Origin of the sequence: Streptomyces sp. NBC_00859 (assembly GCF_045161865.1) — a bacterium.
Lineage (GTDB): Bacteria > Actinomycetota > Actinomycetes > Streptomycetales > Streptomycetaceae > Streptomyces.
Map to the genome: position 1 here is coordinate 4,270,001 of NZ_CP108826.1, position 17,335 is coordinate 4,287,335.

The 17,335-nt window shown below is 69.4% G+C and carries 14 protein-coding genes and 2 rRNA genes (1 of these 16 only partly in view); 5 read left to right on the forward strand and 11 right to left on the reverse strand.

Features of this window, described 5'->3' with window-relative positions; all coding sequences use genetic code 11:
* The 3 genes from OG584_RS18350 to OG584_RS18360 form a co-directional block, all read left to right on the forward strand.
* Positions 1 to 1,796 (forward strand): 23S ribosomal RNA (locus tag OG584_RS18350); it begins 1,329 nt to the left of the window's first position.
* Between the two features lie 78 nt (positions 1,797 to 1,874).
* A 5S ribosomal RNA gene (rrf, locus tag OG584_RS18355) occupies positions 1,875 to 1,991 on the forward strand.
* A 145-nt stretch (positions 1,992 to 2,136) separates the two neighbouring features.
* The gene (locus OG584_RS18360; protein ID WP_405779159.1) at positions 2,137 to 2,691 is read left to right on the forward strand and encodes a GNAT family N-acetyltransferase; all 555 of its coding nucleotides are present in this window, start codon (positions 2,137 to 2,139) and stop codon (positions 2,689 to 2,691) included.
* Here the strand turns inward: OG584_RS18360 and OG584_RS18365 are convergent.
* Positions 2,622 to 3,584, reverse strand: a complete 963-nt coding sequence (locus tag OG584_RS18365) for a hypothetical protein (RefSeq protein WP_405779160.1) — start codon at positions 3,582 to 3,584, stop codon at positions 2,622 to 2,624. The two genes, OG584_RS18360 and OG584_RS18365, sit on opposite strands and share 70 nt — an antisense overlap.
* A 5-nt stretch (positions 3,585 to 3,589) precedes the next feature.
* A complete protein-coding gene (locus OG584_RS18370) occupies positions 3,590 to 4,207 on the reverse strand; it encodes a papain-like cysteine protease family protein (protein WP_405779162.1) in 618 nt (205 codons plus the stop codon).
* Between the two features lie 231 nt (positions 4,208 to 4,438).
* On the opposite strand from OG584_RS18370, the gene OG584_RS18375 reads away from it, so the two are divergent.
* A complete protein-coding gene (locus OG584_RS18375) occupies positions 4,439 to 5,410 on the forward strand; it encodes a hypothetical protein (RefSeq protein ID WP_405779164.1) in 972 nt (323 codons plus the stop codon).
* Positions 5,411 to 5,522: 112 nt separating this feature from the next.
* Here OG584_RS18375 and OG584_RS18380 read toward each other — a convergent pair whose 3' ends face one another.
* From OG584_RS18380 to OG584_RS18420, 9 genes are all read right to left on the reverse strand, one after another.
* Positions 5,523 to 5,927, reverse strand: coding sequence for a hypothetical protein (locus OG584_RS18380; protein WP_405779166.1), 405 nt, complete (start codon positions 5,925 to 5,927; stop codon positions 5,523 to 5,525).
* Positions 5,928 to 6,060: 133 nt separating this feature from the next.
* Entirely contained in the window at positions 6,061 to 7,311 is a 1,251-nt protein-coding gene (locus OG584_RS18385) for an MFS transporter (RefSeq protein ID WP_405779168.1), read from the reverse strand.
* A 217-nt stretch (positions 7,312 to 7,528) separates the two neighbouring features.
* Complete coding sequence (locus OG584_RS18390) at positions 7,529 to 7,927, reverse strand: hypothetical protein (protein ID WP_405779170.1); 399 nt, start codon at positions 7,925 to 7,927, stop codon at positions 7,529 to 7,531.
* A gap of 288 nt (positions 7,928 to 8,215) precedes the next feature.
* Entirely contained in the window at positions 8,216 to 9,991 is a 1,776-nt protein-coding gene (locus OG584_RS18395) for a type VI secretion protein (RefSeq protein WP_405779172.1), read from the reverse strand.
* 1 nt (position 9,992) lies between these two features.
* On the reverse strand, positions 9,993 to 11,405 hold the full coding sequence (locus tag OG584_RS18400; RefSeq protein ID WP_405779174.1) for an ATP-binding protein: 1,413 nt from the start codon (positions 11,403 to 11,405) through the stop codon (positions 9,993 to 9,995).
* A 10-nt stretch (positions 11,406 to 11,415) separates the two neighbouring features.
* Entirely contained in the window at positions 11,416 to 12,966 is a 1,551-nt protein-coding gene (locus OG584_RS18405; protein WP_405779176.1) for an SCO6880 family protein, read from the reverse strand.
* Positions 12,963 to 14,315, reverse strand: coding sequence for a hypothetical protein (locus tag OG584_RS18410; RefSeq protein ID WP_405779178.1), 1,353 nt, complete (start codon positions 14,313 to 14,315; stop codon positions 12,963 to 12,965). Before OG584_RS18410 ends, OG584_RS18405 begins: the two co-directional genes overlap by 4 nt.
* On the reverse strand, positions 14,305 to 15,156 hold the full coding sequence (locus tag OG584_RS18415) for a hypothetical protein (protein WP_405779180.1): 852 nt from the start codon (positions 15,154 to 15,156) through the stop codon (positions 14,305 to 14,307). The genes OG584_RS18410 and OG584_RS18415 overlap by 11 nt, the downstream gene beginning before the upstream one ends.
* Before the next feature lie 155 nt (positions 15,157 to 15,311).
* Positions 15,312 to 15,620, reverse strand: coding sequence for a hypothetical protein (locus tag OG584_RS18420; protein ID WP_164265700.1), 309 nt, complete (start codon positions 15,618 to 15,620; stop codon positions 15,312 to 15,314).
* Positions 15,621 to 16,094: 474 nt separating this feature from the next.
* On the opposite strand from OG584_RS18420, the gene OG584_RS18425 reads away from it, so the two are divergent.
* A complete protein-coding gene (locus OG584_RS18425) occupies positions 16,095 to 17,291 on the forward strand; it encodes a hypothetical protein (protein WP_405779181.1) in 1,197 nt (398 codons plus the stop codon).
* Positions 17,292 to 17,335: the final 44 nt, after the last annotated feature.

Sequence of the window (17,335 nt, forward strand, 5' to 3'; positions counted from 1 at the left end):
AAGCAGCCGCGGAAGCGAGTTGTGGACGGTTCACGAGTGAGAATGCAGGCATGAGTAGCGATACACACGTGAGAAACGTGTGCGCCGATTGACTAAGGGTTCCTGGGTCAAGCTGATCTGCCCAGGGTAAGTCGGGACCTAAGGCGAGGCCGACAGGCGTAGTCGATGGACAACCGGTTGATATTCCGGTACCCGCTTTGAAACGCCCAATACTGAATCCTCTGATGCTAAGGCCGTGAAGCCGTCCTGGACCCTTCGGGGAAAGGGAAGTGGTGGAGCCGTCGAACCAAGGTGGTAGTAGGTAAGCGATGGGGTGACGCAGGAAGGTAGTCCAACCCGGGCGGTGGTTGTCCCGGGGTAAGGGTGTAGCCCGTTGTCCAGGTAAATCCGGATGACATTAAGGGTGAGACCTGATGCCGAGCCGATTGTGGTGAAGTGGATGATCCTATGCTGTCGAGAAAAGCCTCTAGCGAGTTTCATGGCGGCCCGTACCCTAAACCGACTCAGGTGGTCAGGTAGAGAATACCGAGGCGTTCGGGTGAACTATGGTTAAGGAACTCGGCAAAATGCCCCCGTAACTTCGGGAGAAGGGGGGCCATTTCTGGTGATCCGATTTACTCGGTGAGCTGGGGGTGGCCGCAGAGACCAGCGAGAAGCGACTGTTTACTAAAAACACAGGTCCGTGCGAAGCCGTAAGGCGATGTATACGGACTGACGCCTGCCCGGTGCTGGAACGTTAAGGGGACCGGTTAGTCACATTTCGGTGTGGCGAAGCTGAGAACTTAAGCGCCAGTAAACGGCGGTGGTAACTATAACCATCCTAAGGTAGCGAAATTCCTTGTCGGGTAAGTTCCGACCTGCACGAATGGCGTAACGACTTCTCGACTGTCTCAACCATAGGCCCGGTGAAATTGCACTACGAGTAAAGATGCTCGTTTCGCGCAGAAGGACGGAAAGACCCCGGGACCTTTACTACAGTTTGATATTGGTGTTCGGTTCGGCTTGTGTAGGATAGGTGGGAGACTTTGAAGCGGCCACGCCAGTGGTTGTGGAGTCGTCGTTGAAATACCACTCTGGTCGTGCTGGATGTCTAACCTCGGTCCGTGATCCGGATCAGGGACAGTGTCTGATGGGTAGTTTAACTGGGGCGGTTGCCTCCTAAAGAGTAACGGAGGCGCCCAAAGGTTCCCTCAGCCTGGTTGGCAATCAGGTGTTGAGTGTAAGTGCACAAGGGAGCTTGACTGTGAGACCGACGGGTCGAGCAGGGACGAAAGTCGGGACTAGTGATCCGGCAGTGGCTTGTGGAAGCGCTGTCGCTCAACGGATAAAAGGTACCCCGGGGATAACAGGCTGATCTTCCCCAAGAGTCCATATCGACGGGATGGTTTGGCACCTCGATGTCGGCTCGTCGCATCCTGGGGCTGGAGTCGGTCCCAAGGGTTGGGCTGTTCGCCCATTAAAGCGGTACGCGAGCTGGGTTTAGAACGTCGTGAGACAGTTCGGTCCCTATCCTCTGCGCGCGTAGGAATATTGAGAAGGGCTGTCCCTAGTACGAGAGGACCGGGACGGACGAACCTCTGGTGTGCCAGTTGTCCTGCCAAGGGCATGGCTGGTTGGCTACGTTCGGAAAGGATAACCGCTGAAAGCATCTAAGCGGGAAGCCTGCTTCGAGATGAGTATTCCCACCCCCTTTGAGGGGTTAAGGCTCCCAGTAGACGACTGGGTTGATAGGCCAGATGTGGAAGCCCGGTAACGGGTGGAGCTGACTGGTACTAATAGGCCGAGGGCTTGTCCTCAGTTGCTCGCGTCCACTGTGTTAGTTCTGAAATAACGAACGACCGTGTTGTATCCGGTGTTGGTTAATTTCATAGTGTTTCGGTGGTCATTGCGTTAGGGAAACGCCCGGTTACATTCCGAACCCGGAAGCTAAGCCTTTCAGCGCCGATGGTACTGCAGGGGGGACCCTGTGGGAGAGTAGGACGCCGCCGAACAATTTTTAGCCTCAGTCCCGGACCGTTATGGTCCGGGACTGAGGCATTTTTGCGTTCACGTGCGGTTCAAGTTCAAGCGGTGTGAGCGTCTGAAGCGGTGGAAATCGATGTGCGGGCCGGGTGGGCCGTCTGGCAGGATCCGCGCATGGATCACGTCATACGAGTGGTGCGCGCCGACGAGTGGCTCAAGGCCAAGGAGCTGCGTCTGATTTCTCTGCAGGACCCTGCGGCCCCTGTGGCGTTTCTGGAGACCTATGAGAACGCTGTCGCGCGCCCCGATTCCTACTGGCAGGACCGTGTGACCGGAGCCTCTGAAGGGGGCCCCGCACGGCAGTTCGTGGCGGAGGGCCCCGACGGGGAGTGGGCCGGCACGGTGGTCGTGCTGGTCGAACCGGTCGGGGCCGAGGGCATCTTCGGCGAAGTGAGCTCCGTATCGCAGGCGCATCTCGTCGCGGTGTTCGTGCGGCCGGAGTTCAGGGGGACCGGCCTCACCGAGGAGCTCTTCCGTGCGGCGATCGAGTGGGCCTGGTCGCTCGCCGAGCCGCGGCTGGATCGGGTACGGCTCTTTGTGCACCAGGGCAATGGCAGGGCTGCCGGTTTCTACCGCAAGTTCGGTTTCGTGCCGACTGGTTACGCCGTCCCGGGTCCCGGCGGCACGGTGGGGCGCGAGCTGGAGATGGCGGTTGAACGACCCGTGTGACGGGCCCTGCGGCGCACGGACAGGGCGCCGAGACCCAGCACCAGCGCCCCTGCCCCGCCTGCCAGCAGCGACGTTCTGTTCGGGCCGGGTGCTGCGGCGGCGCTCCGGGATGCCGCGGAGGCGGACCTCGTGGCCGGGCGCGTGGCGGTCCGCTGCGGGCCGGCGCTCTCGGCGTAGCCTCCCGCCTCGCCCTTCGTGGCGTACGCCGAACCGGGCAGCTTGTCGCCGTACGCCTGGTGCACCCGGTGCTGGTAGGCGGGGAGGGTCGTTCCGCGGGCACCGACAGCGCGTACGGCCTCGGCGTCCAGGGGGAGGACACGGGCGCCCTTCACCACGTACCAGCCGTTGATCTGCGGTTCACGGAAGACGGTGCCTCCGGGCAGCGCGGCGGCGCCTCTGGCCGCGTAGCGCGCCTCGTCGTCGCCGGTGGCGATGTTGACGACCTGCCAGGAGGAGCCGTGGGGGACTGTCCACACCGAGGCCTTCCGGCCGTCGGAGGCGACCGCGGTACTGGCGAGGAAGTCCAGCCGGGCAATGGGGGCGCCGGGCCGCCCGGCGACGAAAGCGGCGGAGAGCGTGTAGACGGGCACGGCCGGGCCCTCGATCCCCGGGGTTGCTCCGGCGGTTGACGCCGCTGGGCCGGGGTGAGCGCCGGAGGTGGCGAAGAAGTGTGCCAGCGTGTGGAGGGTGCCGGAGGTTTTCGCAGCGCGTTGCGCGGCGCTGCGCCCCGCCGGTGAGTCGGTGAGGCGCGGGGCGGGCCCGGTGGGGTGGTCGGCTGCGGACGCGCCGGGGGCGAGGGCGAGTACCGCTGTGGCCGCGGCTCCGGCGATGAGCGCTCGCAGGACGGTGCGGCTGTCAGGTGCGGGGGGTGTCTGCGGGAGGCGTCTGCGCATGGTGCTCAGGCCCCGATCCGGTAGAGCGAGTGGGTCCAGGAGAATTCGTTGTTGTTGACGTACCAGTCGTGCGCCGCCCAGTTGTAACGGTTGTCGGAGGGCCATGGGTCGCCCCAGTAGACCCAGTCGCTGCTCGTGTCATAGCCGTAGATCACGTTCATATGGCCGCCGCCGGAAGCCCACTGGATGCGGTCGGCGATGGGGCGTCCCGCGTTGATCTCGGTCTGCACGGTGGAGTACTGGAGCCAGCCGGTCACATATGAACCCGGAGTGATTCCAGCCCAGTTGAGGCCGTCCTGGACGTTGCCGAGCGTGGCTTGGCCGTTCGGGCAGGTGCCGTTCTGGCTGCGGCCGAAAGCCGCGTTGCAGAACTGGTTCTGGCTGTAGTTCCGCCCGTACCAGCTTGCGATGGTGTTTCCGCTCGCGGCCCAGCACCAGTTGGTCTGCTGCTGCTCCTGCATGGTGATGTTCAGACGCTTGGCGCCCGGGGCCGCGGTGGTCGCCGTGGCGAGGGCCCGGCCGTGGGCCGCGGGGACGGCGGCCGCCGCCGCGGTGGGCAGGGCGAACAGGGCTGCCATGGTGCCGATGGCGGCCAGTGACAGCCGTCTCCTGAGGGTGCGCATCGCGTTCCTCCCGTTGTGGGGGTCGGGTTGGAGGAGTGCGTCCGGACGCTGTGGTGAGCATCGGGTGTTGTTGAGTACGGGTCAACGCGGTTGAATACGCGGGGATACGGCACTGTGAATGGCGCGTGGCCGGTTGTGAACGGCCCCCCTCTCCACCTGCACGGGTCTGCTCCGCCGGCTGCGCTGCTGCGCCGTCCGCCGTGAATGTTCACCGGAACCGGAGGGGTGCTGATGGAGCGGATCACGGGGCCGGGTCCGGTGGCCGCGGGGAGCGAACTGGCCAGGGTGCTCCGTACTGGGCCGTTCCACCTCGCGCTGCGCGCCGCGTTGGCCGGACGAGGGCTGCCGTTGCACCGGGTCCAGCATCATCTGGCGAGCCGGGGGATCAAGGTCGGTGTGACGAGCCTGAGTTACTGGCAGCAGGGGGTGCGCAGGCCTCGGCGGGCCGAGTCGCTGCGGGCGGTCGGCGCGCTGGAGGAGGTGCTGTGGCTGCCCGCCGGTTCGCTGGTGCGGCTGCTGGCCCAGGAGGGCGAAGGCGCGGAGGGCGGCGGTCCGCGCGGGGTGGCGGACAGGCCCGCCACTCGTTCGTACCGTTCTCTGGTGACGGGTGCGGCCGTCCTTGAGGGGCTGCTGGCCGAGATGGAGAACCCGGCGGACGGTGGGCTGCATACGGTGGCCCACCACGAGTCCGTACGGATCGGGGCGGACCGGTGCCTCGTCGGGCGCTCCTCGCAGCATGTCGTCCGGGCGCACCGTGACGGGGTGGACCGCTATGTGGCCATCCACCACGGGGACGCCGGGTGCGACCCGGGGCAGGTGACGGTGGTGGCCGGGGAGAACTGCCGTACGGGGCGGGTGCGCTGGCGGCGGGAGACCGGGGTGGTCGTGGCTGAGCTGCTGTTCGACGCCCGGCTGCGGGTGGGGGACACGTACGTCTTCGGGTACGGGTTCGAGGACGGCACCGGCGGGCCGAGCAGTGAGCATGTGCGCGGCTTCAGCTTCGCGGGGGGCCAGTACGTCCTTCAGGTGCGCTTCGACGAGCAGGCGCTCCCCGTGCGCTGCCGGCGCTTCGTGCAGGCCACTGCGGGGGCGGTACGCGGGGCCCGCCGGGATCTGACGCTCAGCGGGCCGCACCATTGCGTGCACATCGTGGAGCAGGGGGTGGGGCCCGGTCTGGTCGGGATCGACTGGGACTGGGAATGAGGGGGCGGTCACGGGTCGGCTCAGGGTGCGTCGATGGCCGCCCGGAGCGGGCGGTCACGGGTCGGCTCAGGGTGCGTCGATGGCCGCCCGGAGCGGGCGGTCACGGGTCGGCTCAGGGTGCGTCGATGGCCGCCCGGAGCGCTTCTGCCGTCGGGGCCACGACAAGCGCCTCGCCCTGGAGGCCGGCCGGCAGGTGGCGGCGATCGTTCTCGTGGAAGATCAGGGCGCCTCCGCCCTGGGGAAGGACCGAGGCCCCGAGGGCTGCCGCCAGCCGGGCGAGTACGCCGTACATCGTGCCGCGGGCGAAGTGAGTCGCCGTGACACACGGCATTCCGTTCTCGCGGCTGGACTCGTGGTAGAGGTCCGCCTCGCCCCCGTCCGCCGCACGGAGCTGGGAGAAAGCCTCCTCCGGGCCGCCCGCCACCACGTACGGCTCGATCACCTGCCGGAGCCGTTCGGCATCCAGGGCGACGGTTTCACCGTCCACGAACCGGAGCATGAAAATGCTGTAACTCATGGGCGTAATCTGCCCTGTCGGCACCGCGGTCTTCAGGGCAGCCCCGGTCCCGCGTTCAGGAGCCCGCGACGGCCTCGGGAGCTCGTCCCGGCCTCGTGAGTGCGCCACCGGCCCCGTGAGCCCGGACCTTGGCTCAGGCGCGGTCGAGGGCTCCGGCTCCGGCGAGCCTGTTGTGAGGCGTGTGCTCGCGGCGGGGGAGGAGCAGCGGGGTGGCGAGGAGGAGGATCCCGGCGACTGCGATCGCGGTGCGCGGGCCGGTGAGAGCGGCGAGCAGTCCCCACAGGGCGGTCAGGGCCGCGATGGCGGCGCTGCTGCTGACCGACCACGCGGACAGGGTGCGGGCGATCCGGGTGGGGTCGGTGTGGTCGAGACGGTGGGTGGCGAGCACCGGGTTGAACACGCCGCAGCAGGTGACCAGGCCGAGCTGGACGACGATGATGAGTACGAGTCCTGGGATGCCGGGCTGGACGAACGCCAGGCCGACGGGCCAGCACGCACGGAGCGCCCCGACGGTGCGCATGACCGTGTGGTGCCCGAACCGGGCGACGAGCCGGCCTGCGAGGCGTGAGCCGACGAGTCCGCCGACGCAGGGTGCCGCGAACGCGAGGCCGTACTGCCAGGGCGCGAACCCGAGGTGGCCCAGCAGGAGTACGGCGAGCAGTGGCTGAGTGGCCATGATCAGACCGTTGACCGTGATCGCGTTGAAGAACAGCGGGCGCAGCGCCGGGTGAGCGAGGATGTAGCGCCATCCTTCGAGCAGGTCTCCTGCCCGCAGGCGTGGTGTACCGGTCCGGGCGGGGAGCGGTTCCGTTCCGCCGATGGCGCGGATGCCCAGTGCGGAGAGCAGGTAACTGACCGCGTCCGCCACGACGGTCGCCACCGGGCCGAACAGGCCGATCGCGGCCCCGCCGAGCGGTGGCCCGACCACCGTCGCGGTCCATGTGGTGGACTCGAAGCGGCTGTTCGCGACGAGCAGGTCCTCCGGTGGCACGAGCGCTTTCATATAGGCACCGCTCGCCGCTTTGAAGGCGATGTCGGCTGCTGCGATGACGACGGATACGACGAGGAGTTGGGCGAAGCTGAGCAGGCCCAGTGCGAACGTGACCGGGATGCTCATCAGCGCCGCGAAGCGGACCAGGTCCATCGCCACCATGACGGGACGCTTGCGGCGGAACTCGACCCACGGCCCGAGGGGTACCGCGATCAGCGCTCCCACTGCCCGACCGGTGGCGGCCAGCGCCGCGACCTGGGTCGGTCCGGAGTGCAGTACGAGGATCGCGACCAGGGGAAACGCGCCGAAGCCCAGCCCGGTACCGTACGAACTGACCGCGAACGCCGCCCACAGCCACCCGAACCGCCTGCCCAGTGCCCGCCTGCCCGTCATGTCTCATTCACCTCTCGCCGCCCCGGACCGTCACATGCCGCACCCCGTGCATCAAAGCGGGTGGCGGAGGAGGCGGGCAAACAACTGAGTCACGGGACAGACAGCGATTGGTTGTGTGAGGGGCGCGCCCGGTGTGGCTCTGGATGCTGTCGGGTGTCCGACGCCGGTCCTACGCGGTCGGGCTCCGCGCTCCCGGGCCTGCTTCCCCGGCCGGACGTCAGCTTGAGGGCGCGCGGGGAAAGCGGTCGCCGATGACGAAGGCTGCGGGCCAGGTCTCGGTCAGCACCTTGCCGAGCAGGGGGTCGCTGGACTCCAGAACGTCGCTGCGGCGGACCGAGCCGTCCTCGTTGGTCCGTTGGCCGCCGAGGATGACGGGGGCGCGCAGGACGTCCTCGCCCCAGGGGCCGATGGCGTTGCACAGCAGGCCCTCGAAGCGGTGGCCGGCCAGGTTGTCGTTGTGGACCCGCCGTACGAAGTCGTCGATCACGGCTGCCCGGAGGTGGACCCAGGCGAGGCAGACCACCGTGCGTCCATCGTCCAGACGGATGGGGAGGCGGACCTTGAGGAAGTTGCCGACGCCCTCCGCGACGATGATCGCGCCCGTGTGGGACGTCACGCGGCGCCTGCGCTCCTCCTCCGGGAGCTTGGCGACCAGCCCTTATTGCCGGCGATGTGCCGCAGGCCCTCCTGCGGGCCGGCGCCTCTGGTGGCGCACCTGGGAGGAGGGCACGGTCTCAGGTGCGCGGCGGCGGGACCTCGATCACGGTGGCCGTTCCGGTTCGGACAAGCAGGCGTTCTGATGCCGGAGGGATGTTCCGCACGCCGGTCGCGGCCGGCCTCGACGCGGTCGGTCGGCCTCTCGCCACGGGTCGCCGTAGGCCAGGACCATGGGGCAGGACACCGGTCAGAACGGCGTGGCGTCCGGGAGTTCCTGGTGCGGCCAGCGGCTGCGTGCCTGTTCGCGGGAGCGGAGGAGTGCCAGGGGGTGCAGGCCCTGCTCGTGGCCGGATGCCAGCAGTTCGGGCAGCTGCGGGAGGGGGGCCACGGCGGCGATGTCGTCGAGGACGAGTGTCATTGGTGGGTCGAGCCGACCGTCAGTTGACCTTGCGGCCAAGCGGCGGCCGTGCTCGACCACGCTTGATGCGAGTGCGGTGAGCAACGGCATCGCGCCGGGGTGCGTGCGCGGGTCCTCGATTGCTTCACCCACCACATAGAGAGTGCCCCCCTCGTGGATGAATGATTCCAGGGTGAGGGTGTCGGTTCGGTTCGGTGTGCAGGCTTCGCGGATGTGGACCGACGAGAGTACGGCGAGGGCGCGGACGGTCAGCTCCCGTGCGATGTCCCGGCGTTCGGGGTGGGCCGTGAGCGCCGATTCCAGGAGCCCGGCCGATCCTGCGGCTGCTCCGGCGTGCGTCCGCAGGATGCGTACGGGCTCATGGGCCGAACCGGCCCCCTGGGCCCAGCGGTGCACCTGACGGAACGGGCGGCCGTCCACCGCCGCCGCGTGCAGCCAGCTGCGCAGGAGGGTTTCGGCGGTCTCGGCCATGGTCGTGTCGATGCGGGCGGACGGCCTTACCGGCGCGAGCAGGGCGATGGCCCGCGCTGCCGCGGTGTCGGCGTTTTCGCAGCCGCTGGTGGGCGACCAGTGGAGGCGGGCCGGGGTGTCGCAGAGATGCCCGGGGTCGTGGACGAGTACGGGACCCAGCTTGGCCCGTGCGTCCTTCGTCTCCGACCAGACCGCGGGTGATGAGGTGACGACGAGGACGGGGCCTGCGGCGTCGCTCACGGCCTGGACAGCGGCGGCCCGGCGGGCGGGTGCGGGCCCGAAGCGGACCAGGGGCGCGGGCAGAAGGACTTCGGCGGCGGCCGGGACGGGGGCGATCGCGCCCGGGGCGGCGGTGGCCGGGGAAGCGGGGACGGTGGGAGCCGCCCCGGTGGTCCGGCCGGCGGCTGCCAGGGCGGCGGCCTCGCTCGGCTGCTCGTGCCGCTCGGGTTCGTACGGCTTCGCGTGGGCCGCCGGGCCCTCCGCTGAGGCACTCGGGGCGTGGGGCACCGCGGGGGACCGTGGTGGGGCGATATGGGGTGCGGTGGCGGGCTGCGGGGCCATGCCGGGGTCGGCGCCGCGCTGTTCCGTGCCGGGCTGCTCGGTGCCGTGTCCGGTGCCGGGGGCCGTGCCGTGTCCCGTGCCGCTGGGGTCGGCCGGCATCTCCGCGTGCTGTGCGCCCGGTCCGTACGGCGAGGCGGTCCCGGCCGTGGCCAGGGCTGCCCGCCGTGCGGTGCGTACGGCGCGCCAGCGGGTCACCGTGCCCAGGACGAAGACGGTCAGCACCAGCAGTACCAGGAGTTCGCTGATGAGCAGTCCCCAGAACAGCCCGTACCCCGAGAGCTGGGCGGGTGGGGTGTCCGGCCAGGCGGCCGCGAGATCGTGGGGTGAGGCGACCAGTTGGCGGATGGCCTCGGGGGTGTGCGGGACGCTCACCGCGTCCGGCCAGGCGCCGTGGGCGAACGTCGCGGAGAGACCAGTCGCCAGCCAGACCAGGAAGGTCAGGCCCAGCAGGAAGACGATCAGCGCGATCAGCAGCCCGTCCGGGATGCCGCGTGACGGCGGCTGGGGACGCTGCTGGTGCGGCGGTTGGTGCGGGTGGGGTTGAGGGGGCCCCGGGTGCTGGGCGTCGCGCATTTCAGGCCACCGTCGACTCTGAGGACTCGTTCAGTTTCCTCTCGATCCTGGCCGCCCGCTCCTCCGCCTCCGTCTCCAGCTGGAGGCTCAGCGCGTCGTCGGCGTCCGGTGTGGACGACTCGGTCATCGCGCGGTCGGTGAAGACCAGCGGGCGTTCGGCCTCGGTGATCAGGTGTTTGACCACCTGGACATTGCCGTTGACGTCCCAGACCGCGATGCCCGGGGTGAGGGTGGGGATGATCTCGACGGCCCAGCGGGGCAGGCCCAGGACGCGGCCCGTCGCCCGTGCCTCGTCGGCCTTCTGGGCGTAGATCGTCCGCGTCGACGCCATCTTGAGGATGGCCGCGGCTTCCCGGGCCGCCGCGCCGTCCACCACGTCCGAGAGGTGGTGGACCACGGCCACGAACGACAGGCCGAGACGCCGGCCGAACTTCAGCAGGCGCTGGAAGAGCTGCGCCACGAAGGGGCTGTTGATGATGTGCCAGGCCTCTTCGACGAGGAAGATGCGCTTCTTGCGGTCGGGGCGGATCCAGGTGTGTTCCAGCCAGACGCCGACGATCGCCATCAGGATGGGCATGGCGATGGAGTTGCGGTCGATGTGGGACAGGTCGAAGACGATCAGCGGGGCGTCCAGGTCGATACCGACCGAGGTGGGGCCGTCGAACATGCCGCGCAGGTCACCGTCCACCAGGCGGTCGAGGACGAGGGCGACGTCCAGGCCCCAGGCCCGTACATCGTCTATGCCGACGTTCATCGCTTCCGCCGACTCCGGTTCGGGGTGGCGGAGCTGTTCGACGATGTCGGTGAGGACGGGCTGGCGGTCGACGATCGTCTCGTTGACGTAGGCGTGCGCGACCTTGAGCGCGAAGCCGGAGCGTTCGTCGAGGCCGTGCCCCATGGCGACTTCGATGATGGTGCGGAGCAGCGCGAGCTGGCCCGTGGTGGCGATGGCCGGATCCAGCGGGTTGAGGCGGATGCCGTGGTCGAGGGCTGCCATCGCGTCAAGACGGATGGGGGTTATACCCAGCTGCTGGGCGATGAGGGCCCATTCGCCCGCGCCGTCCTCGCCCTGGGCGTCCAGGACGACCACCTGGCGGTCCTTGAAGCGCAGCTGGCGCAGGACGTAGGTCTTCTCCAGGGAGGACTTTCCGTTGCCGGACTCGCCGAGCACCAGCCAGTGGGGTGCGGGCAGCTGCTGTCCGTACAGCTGGAAGGGGTCGTAGATGTACCCCTTGCCGGAGTAGACCTCGCGGCCGATGATCACGCCGGAGTCGCCGAGCCCGGGGGCGGCTGTCGGCAGGTAGACCGCCTGGGCCTGGCCTGTCGACGTACGGACGGGGAGTCGGGTCGTCTCGACCTTGCCGAAGAGGAACGCGGCGAAGGCGTCGGTGACGGCTGACATCGGGTCTCGCATCACAGGGCCCCTATCGGCGGATGCCGGTCGCGAACGGCAGCGTATTCACAAAGGCGCGGTGGTGCTCGCGGTCGCACCATTCGAGCTTGAGATACGACTTGCCGGCCGATGCGCGGATGGTCCGCTTGTCGCGGGCCAGTGCTTCGGGTGAGCGGGAGGAGACCGTGATGTACCCGACCAGGTTGACGCCGGCCGCGCCGCTCGCGAGGTCTTCGCCGCGCTGGTCGAGGCGGCCGTGGGTGGCGACGTCGCGCGGGTCGACGGTCCGGTTCATCTTGGCGGCGCGGGAGGCCTCGGCCTCGTCGTTGGTCTTCTCGGTGAGCATGCGCTCGATGGCGACCTCGGTCGGTTCGAGGTCCATGCAGACCGCGACCGTGCGGATTACGTCCGGGGTGTGGACGAGCAGCGGGGCGAGGAAGTTGACGCCGACGGGTGTCATCGGCCACTCCTTGACCCAGGCGGTGGCGTGGCACCAGGGCGCTCGGGTGGAGGACTCGCGGGTCTTCGCCTGGAGGTAGGTGGGCTCCATGGCGTCGAGCTCGGCGGGCCAGGCGTTGCGTTTGGTCATCGCCTGGATGTGGTCGATGGGGTGGTCCGGGTCGTACATGGAGTGGACGAGCGAGGAGAGCCGTCCCTGGCCGAGCGGCTGGCGTACCCGGATGTCGGCCTCGGCGAGCCGGGCGCAGATGTCGGTGAGCTCGCGGGCCATGACGACCGCCAGGCCGGCGTCCTTGTCGAGGCGCCGGCCCGCGGTGGGCCGGGCCGCTCGCGCCATGGTGTGGGCCTCGGACGCCAGTTCGCGGGTGAAGTGCATGCAGGCCACGAGGTAGGCGCGGTGCTGCTCGCTGGAGGTGGAGACCATGGAGGCGAGCTGGTCGTACGAGTCCTGGAGCCAGCCGGGTGCGCGGGGGTCGCCACGCTGGGCGACGTCCTTGGCGTGCGCGTCCGGGTCGGCGGGCAGGGTGCGGGCGAGGATCTGCAGGCGGGTGACGAACCCGTCGCCGTTGGCCACGTGCTTGAGCAGCGTGCCGAACCGGTCCACCAGGGCTTCCTGGTCCTCCGAGTCGCGCAGGCCGACGCCGGGGCCCTCGATCTCGATGGCGGCGGTGACGGTGCGGCGGTCGGCGTGCAGGAGTACGGCGATCTCGTCGGGTCCGAAGGGGGCTGCCAGCCAGTTGATGTGCCCGATGCCCGGGGGCGGGCCGATCTCGACCTCGCGGCCGTCCAGCGCGATGCCCGCCTCCATGGTGGGGGAGCGGTAGGCGGTGCCGCGGCGCAGGGAGCGCTTGTAACTGCGGTTGATCTCGAACCACTTGTAGAACGTGCGGTGCTTGTACGGGACGTACACCGCTGCGAGTGCCAGCATCGGGAAGCCGGTCAGGGTCACGATGCGCAGGGGCAGGACGGGGACGAGGAGTCCGCACATCATGCCGACGAAGGCGCCCGCGATGATCAGTGCGATCTCGCCCGTCTCGCGGTTCTTGCCGACGATCGCCGATGGCCGGGCGCGGCCGATCAGGTACGTACGGCGGGGCGCGACCGGCTGGGACTGGGTCGTCAACGCCCTCCTCCTCCTGTGCCGTTGTTGCGTGTGCTGTGGGTTCCGGTGCTGCTCGGCTTGTTACGGGGCGGGGAAGCGGCGTTGGGGATCTTTCCGCCGGTTCCGCCTCCTCCGCCGCCCTGGCCACCGCCGGAGCCGCCGCGGCTGCTGTGGGCCGCCACGCCCCCGGAGACGGGGTTGGACGGGCGGCTGCCGCCTCCGCCACCGCCTCCGCTCCCGCTGTCGTTTCCGCCCCCGCCGCGGCTGCTGTGGGTCTTGATGCCCTGGGACACGAGGGCGGCGGGCGAGCTGATCATGGCGGCGGCCTGGGCGCCGTCGGTGGCGGACTTGCGGTTGGTGCGGGAGGCGGCGACCTCGTCGCCGAAGCCGGGGACGAATCGGTAGATCATGCCGCTGGCGAAGATGGCGAGGAGGATGATCGCGAGGCCGGAGACCACGGCCGAGAACGAGTTGGGGCCCTTGCCGGAGGAGAGGGCGCCGGCGAGGCCGAGCACGATGACGATGACCGGTTTGATCATGATCACCGCGATCATGATGCCGGCCCAGCGGCGGACGTGGCCCCACATGTTCTTGTCGACGAGCCCCGCGTAGACGACGGTGCCGAGGAGGGCACCCGCGTACAGGAGGGCGGCCCGGATGACGAGTTCCAGCCAGAGGACGCCTGCGGCGAGGATCGACACCAGTGAGGTGACGATCAGCATGATCGGACCGCCGCCGATGTCGGAGCCCTTCTTGAGCGCTTCGGCGAAGGCCCCGAAGAAGACGTCGTTCTTGCCGCCGGTGGCGGACGCGATGACCTCGGTGACGCTGTCGGTCGCCGATACCAGTGTGTAGAGGATCAGCGGTGTGAAGGCGGAGGCGATGACGGTCAGCCAGAGGAAGCCGATCGCCTCGGACAGCGCGGTGGTGAGCGGGACACCGCGGACGGCGCGCTTGGCCACGGCGAGGAGCCAGAGGACGAGCGTGAGGATGGTGGAAGCGGCGAAGACGACGGCGTACTGGCGCAGGAACGAGCTGTTGGTGAAGTCGACGTTGGCCGTGCCCTTCACCGCGTCGGACAGCTTGCCGACGATCCAGGCGGCGGCGTCGGCGCAGCCCTTGGCCAGGGAGGAGAGGGGGTCGAGGGTGTCGGCCGCGGGGGTGTTGTTGGGGTGGGAGCTGCCTGCGTCGCCTTCGCAGTAGTCGCGGGCGCGGCCGCGGATCAGGTCGCAGGCGTCGTTGCTCGCGCCGGGGCTCGGGCTCGGTGACGGAGCGGCGGCTGCACGGGTCGCCATCAGGATGGCGGCTGTCTGGACGGCTGCGGCCATGGAGGCCAGCGAGAGGGCACGGCGTGAGCGCTTACCTGGCATACGTGAACCCTCCGAACTGTTTCACGGCGTCAGTCATGTCCTTGGCGCTGGAGGCGGTCTGGTCGCGGCCGACCGGGACGGGACCGTCCTTCTGACTGAAGTCCGTGACTCTCCAGTCGCCATTGATCCACTTCAGCTCGAAGGTGTTCGTGTACCAGCTCTCGGAGACGGGGTTGGTGGACCCTGCGCCCGCCAGTCCGAACAGTGCGGAGTACCAGACGGAAACGCTGGCCGTGTCCGCGGCGGTCTTGACGGTCTTGGCACCCGCGGGGTTGGTACGGGAGACGAAGGTCATGCCCGTGGGAGCTGAGCCGTCTGCCTTGAGCCCGATGCTCGTCAGGAACTTCCGGCCCGAGTAGACCTTGTCCAGTGCGCTCAGCTGGGCGGACGCCACGTCGGGCGCGTACACCGCGTTCACGATTCGGTGGCGGGAGTCCTTCTTGAACATGCCGTCAGAACCGAGCGCCACCGCGTAATTCGCCGCCGCGCTCTGCGCACCCTGGTCGGTGTGGGCGAAGCCGGACGCGATGCCTTCGTTGCTGCCCGCGACTGGTTTGACGCCGGAGGCCGCCGTGGCGTTCGGGCCCGGTTTCTTCCCGTCGGTGCTGTCCGCCGCCGTGTCGCTGCCGCCGCCGCGGTTGGCGAAGGCGATGGCTGCGATGAGGAGCACCACGACGCCGACGACGGTGACGAGGGAGCGTGAGGTGCGTACGGGCCGCCGGGCGCCGCCGTACGGGCCGCCGTCGCCCTCTGGCAGGCGGGTGCGGGTCTGGCCGGAGCCGCCGATGCTGTCGGAGCGGCCCGCGTCGCTGCCGTAGTCGTTCTCGTCTCCGGTGCTCATGCCGCGGACGCCCCCTCAACCGTTTGCCGTGTCGTGCAGTACGACGGTAACTGTGCTGGTTCCCGCGCGGGCGGGCTGTGGTGACTCGACATCAGGGATGCGCAACCTCTGGGTGGGCCGGGCACGCCCGGGGACGGCGGGTCAGCTGGTGCGGGTCAGACGGCCATCCCGTACACGATGGTGAAGACCGTGCCCAGTGAACCGATGATGAAGACGCCGGTGAGGCCCGCCACGATCAGGCCCTTGCCCTGTTCCGCGCTGAAGGTGTCCCGGAGTGCGGTGGCGCCGATTCGCTGCTTGGCCGCACCCCAGATCGCGATGCCGAGGCAGAGCAGGATGGCGACCGCCATCACGACCTCCACCATGATCCGCGCCTCGTTGCCGAGGCTGCCGAACGGCCCCCAGTTGGGGGCGATTCCGCCGATGATGGTGCTGATGTCGCCCTTGTCGGCTGCCAGGTTCATGTAACTCACCGCCCCTATCGGGTAGTTCGTGCCCGCACTCCAGTGCGCGGGTCACGCCCTATCTTCGCTGATGAAACAGCCCCCGTGTGTAACCCGGCGGCTCTCTTTACCCACATCCCGCACATTTGTCCGAACGTGCTGCTCTGACCTGCGGCGCGGACTCGTGTTCGGTCGAACACGCATGGTTACTCTGTGTATCACGGGGGGTGACGCCGGGCAATGACGCCGCTGCGAGGGGAACGGGCTCATACGGTTTGCTGCCGGCGGCCGGGGCGGGCTTCGAGTCGAACACCGGGCCGGGTGGCCGGGGCGGCGGAGGCCGCCGGGCGCCAGTCCTTCGGCCGTGCGGGTGCAGGCGCCGGGGCCCGGCCGTGTGCCTCGCCCTGCACCGCACCGGGGTGTGCTGAGGTGCCCGGGGCTGCCACCTCTGACCGGTCCGGCGGCTCTGCCACCGCGAGACTCGGAGGACATCCCATGGCTGATCAGTCCCGGCGCACCTTTCTGAGGCAGGTGTCCGCGGGTGGCGCGGTGGCGGGAGCCGCCGCCCTGGCCCCTGCTCTGCTGGGAGGGTTGGACGGTCACGCGTCCGCCCGGCCCGTGCGCGGCGGAGCGCACCGGATCGCCGCTCCCGGTGTGCCGTACGCGGTCCGGGTCAACATGCCAGCCGAGACCGTGGACCAGCTGTCCGGGGCCGGCTACCGGCTGCTGATGTTCAAGGCGGTGCAGAGCGAGGAGAGCGCCGGTGGGCTGCCCGTCCTGTGGCACTCCACCGGCTCCTACTCGACCCGGACCGAACTGGCGTGGACGGAGCAGTACTACGCCTACGCCACCACGGGTGACGCGTCGGCCGTCGTGGCGCCGCGCGACGCGGACTTCACCCGGGTCTCGCCGGGGCAGACCCTCGATGTCGGCCCCGCCGCCCGGGGCGCCCTCGTCGTCGGCGGTACGCCCGGGGCGATCACCTTCTCGGACACGACCGCGACGCCGTTCACCTGCGGTCTGGCGCAACCCGCGCCGGGCGGCGGCCCGGTGACGCCGATCTGTGCGCTTCCGCTGGCAGGGCAGGGGCAGGACGTCGTCTACCCGCTGGGGCAGGTGGTCCTGGCCTTCGCGACGGATGCGCCGGCCGTGGGATCCGTGGTGCGGTCGGCTCCCGGCCCCGCGATCCAGGTCGACCTGAACCTGACGAACCCGGCCGACCTGTCGTACGACGTCGACTCCGGCTGGTCGTGGGACGGTGCCTTCGCCGCGGTGGTCCCCGGCGGCGGATTCGTCGGCGCACTCGTCCGTCCCGCTCCGGGTGGCCGGCTGGGCGGCGGCGCAGGTGTCGGTACGCAGGTCAGTGGCATCACGGTCCGGACCGCGCCCGAGCCCGGCTCGGGTCCCGGCACCCAGGCGGGCGCGGCGGCGGGCCCCGCCGCGGACAGCGTCGCGTCCGGCCCCCCGGCCGCGGCGGCGACGAGCGGCACCGAGACCCGTACGACGATCACCTGCACCCTGGCCCCGGAGGGGCATGTGGTGCTGCACGGGAGGTACGTCATCGAGTACCAGCGGCCCGGCCGGAGTCATGGCCGTACGGGCGGCCGGCGGCAGCTGGTGGAGTGCACGTCCGTACCGGCCGAGCGCGGCGGCGTGTACACCTTCAAGAAGCTGGCGGACGACGGGCGGTGACGGGGCGGTTGTGACGTCCACGGGCCCTTGATGGGCGTGGGGTG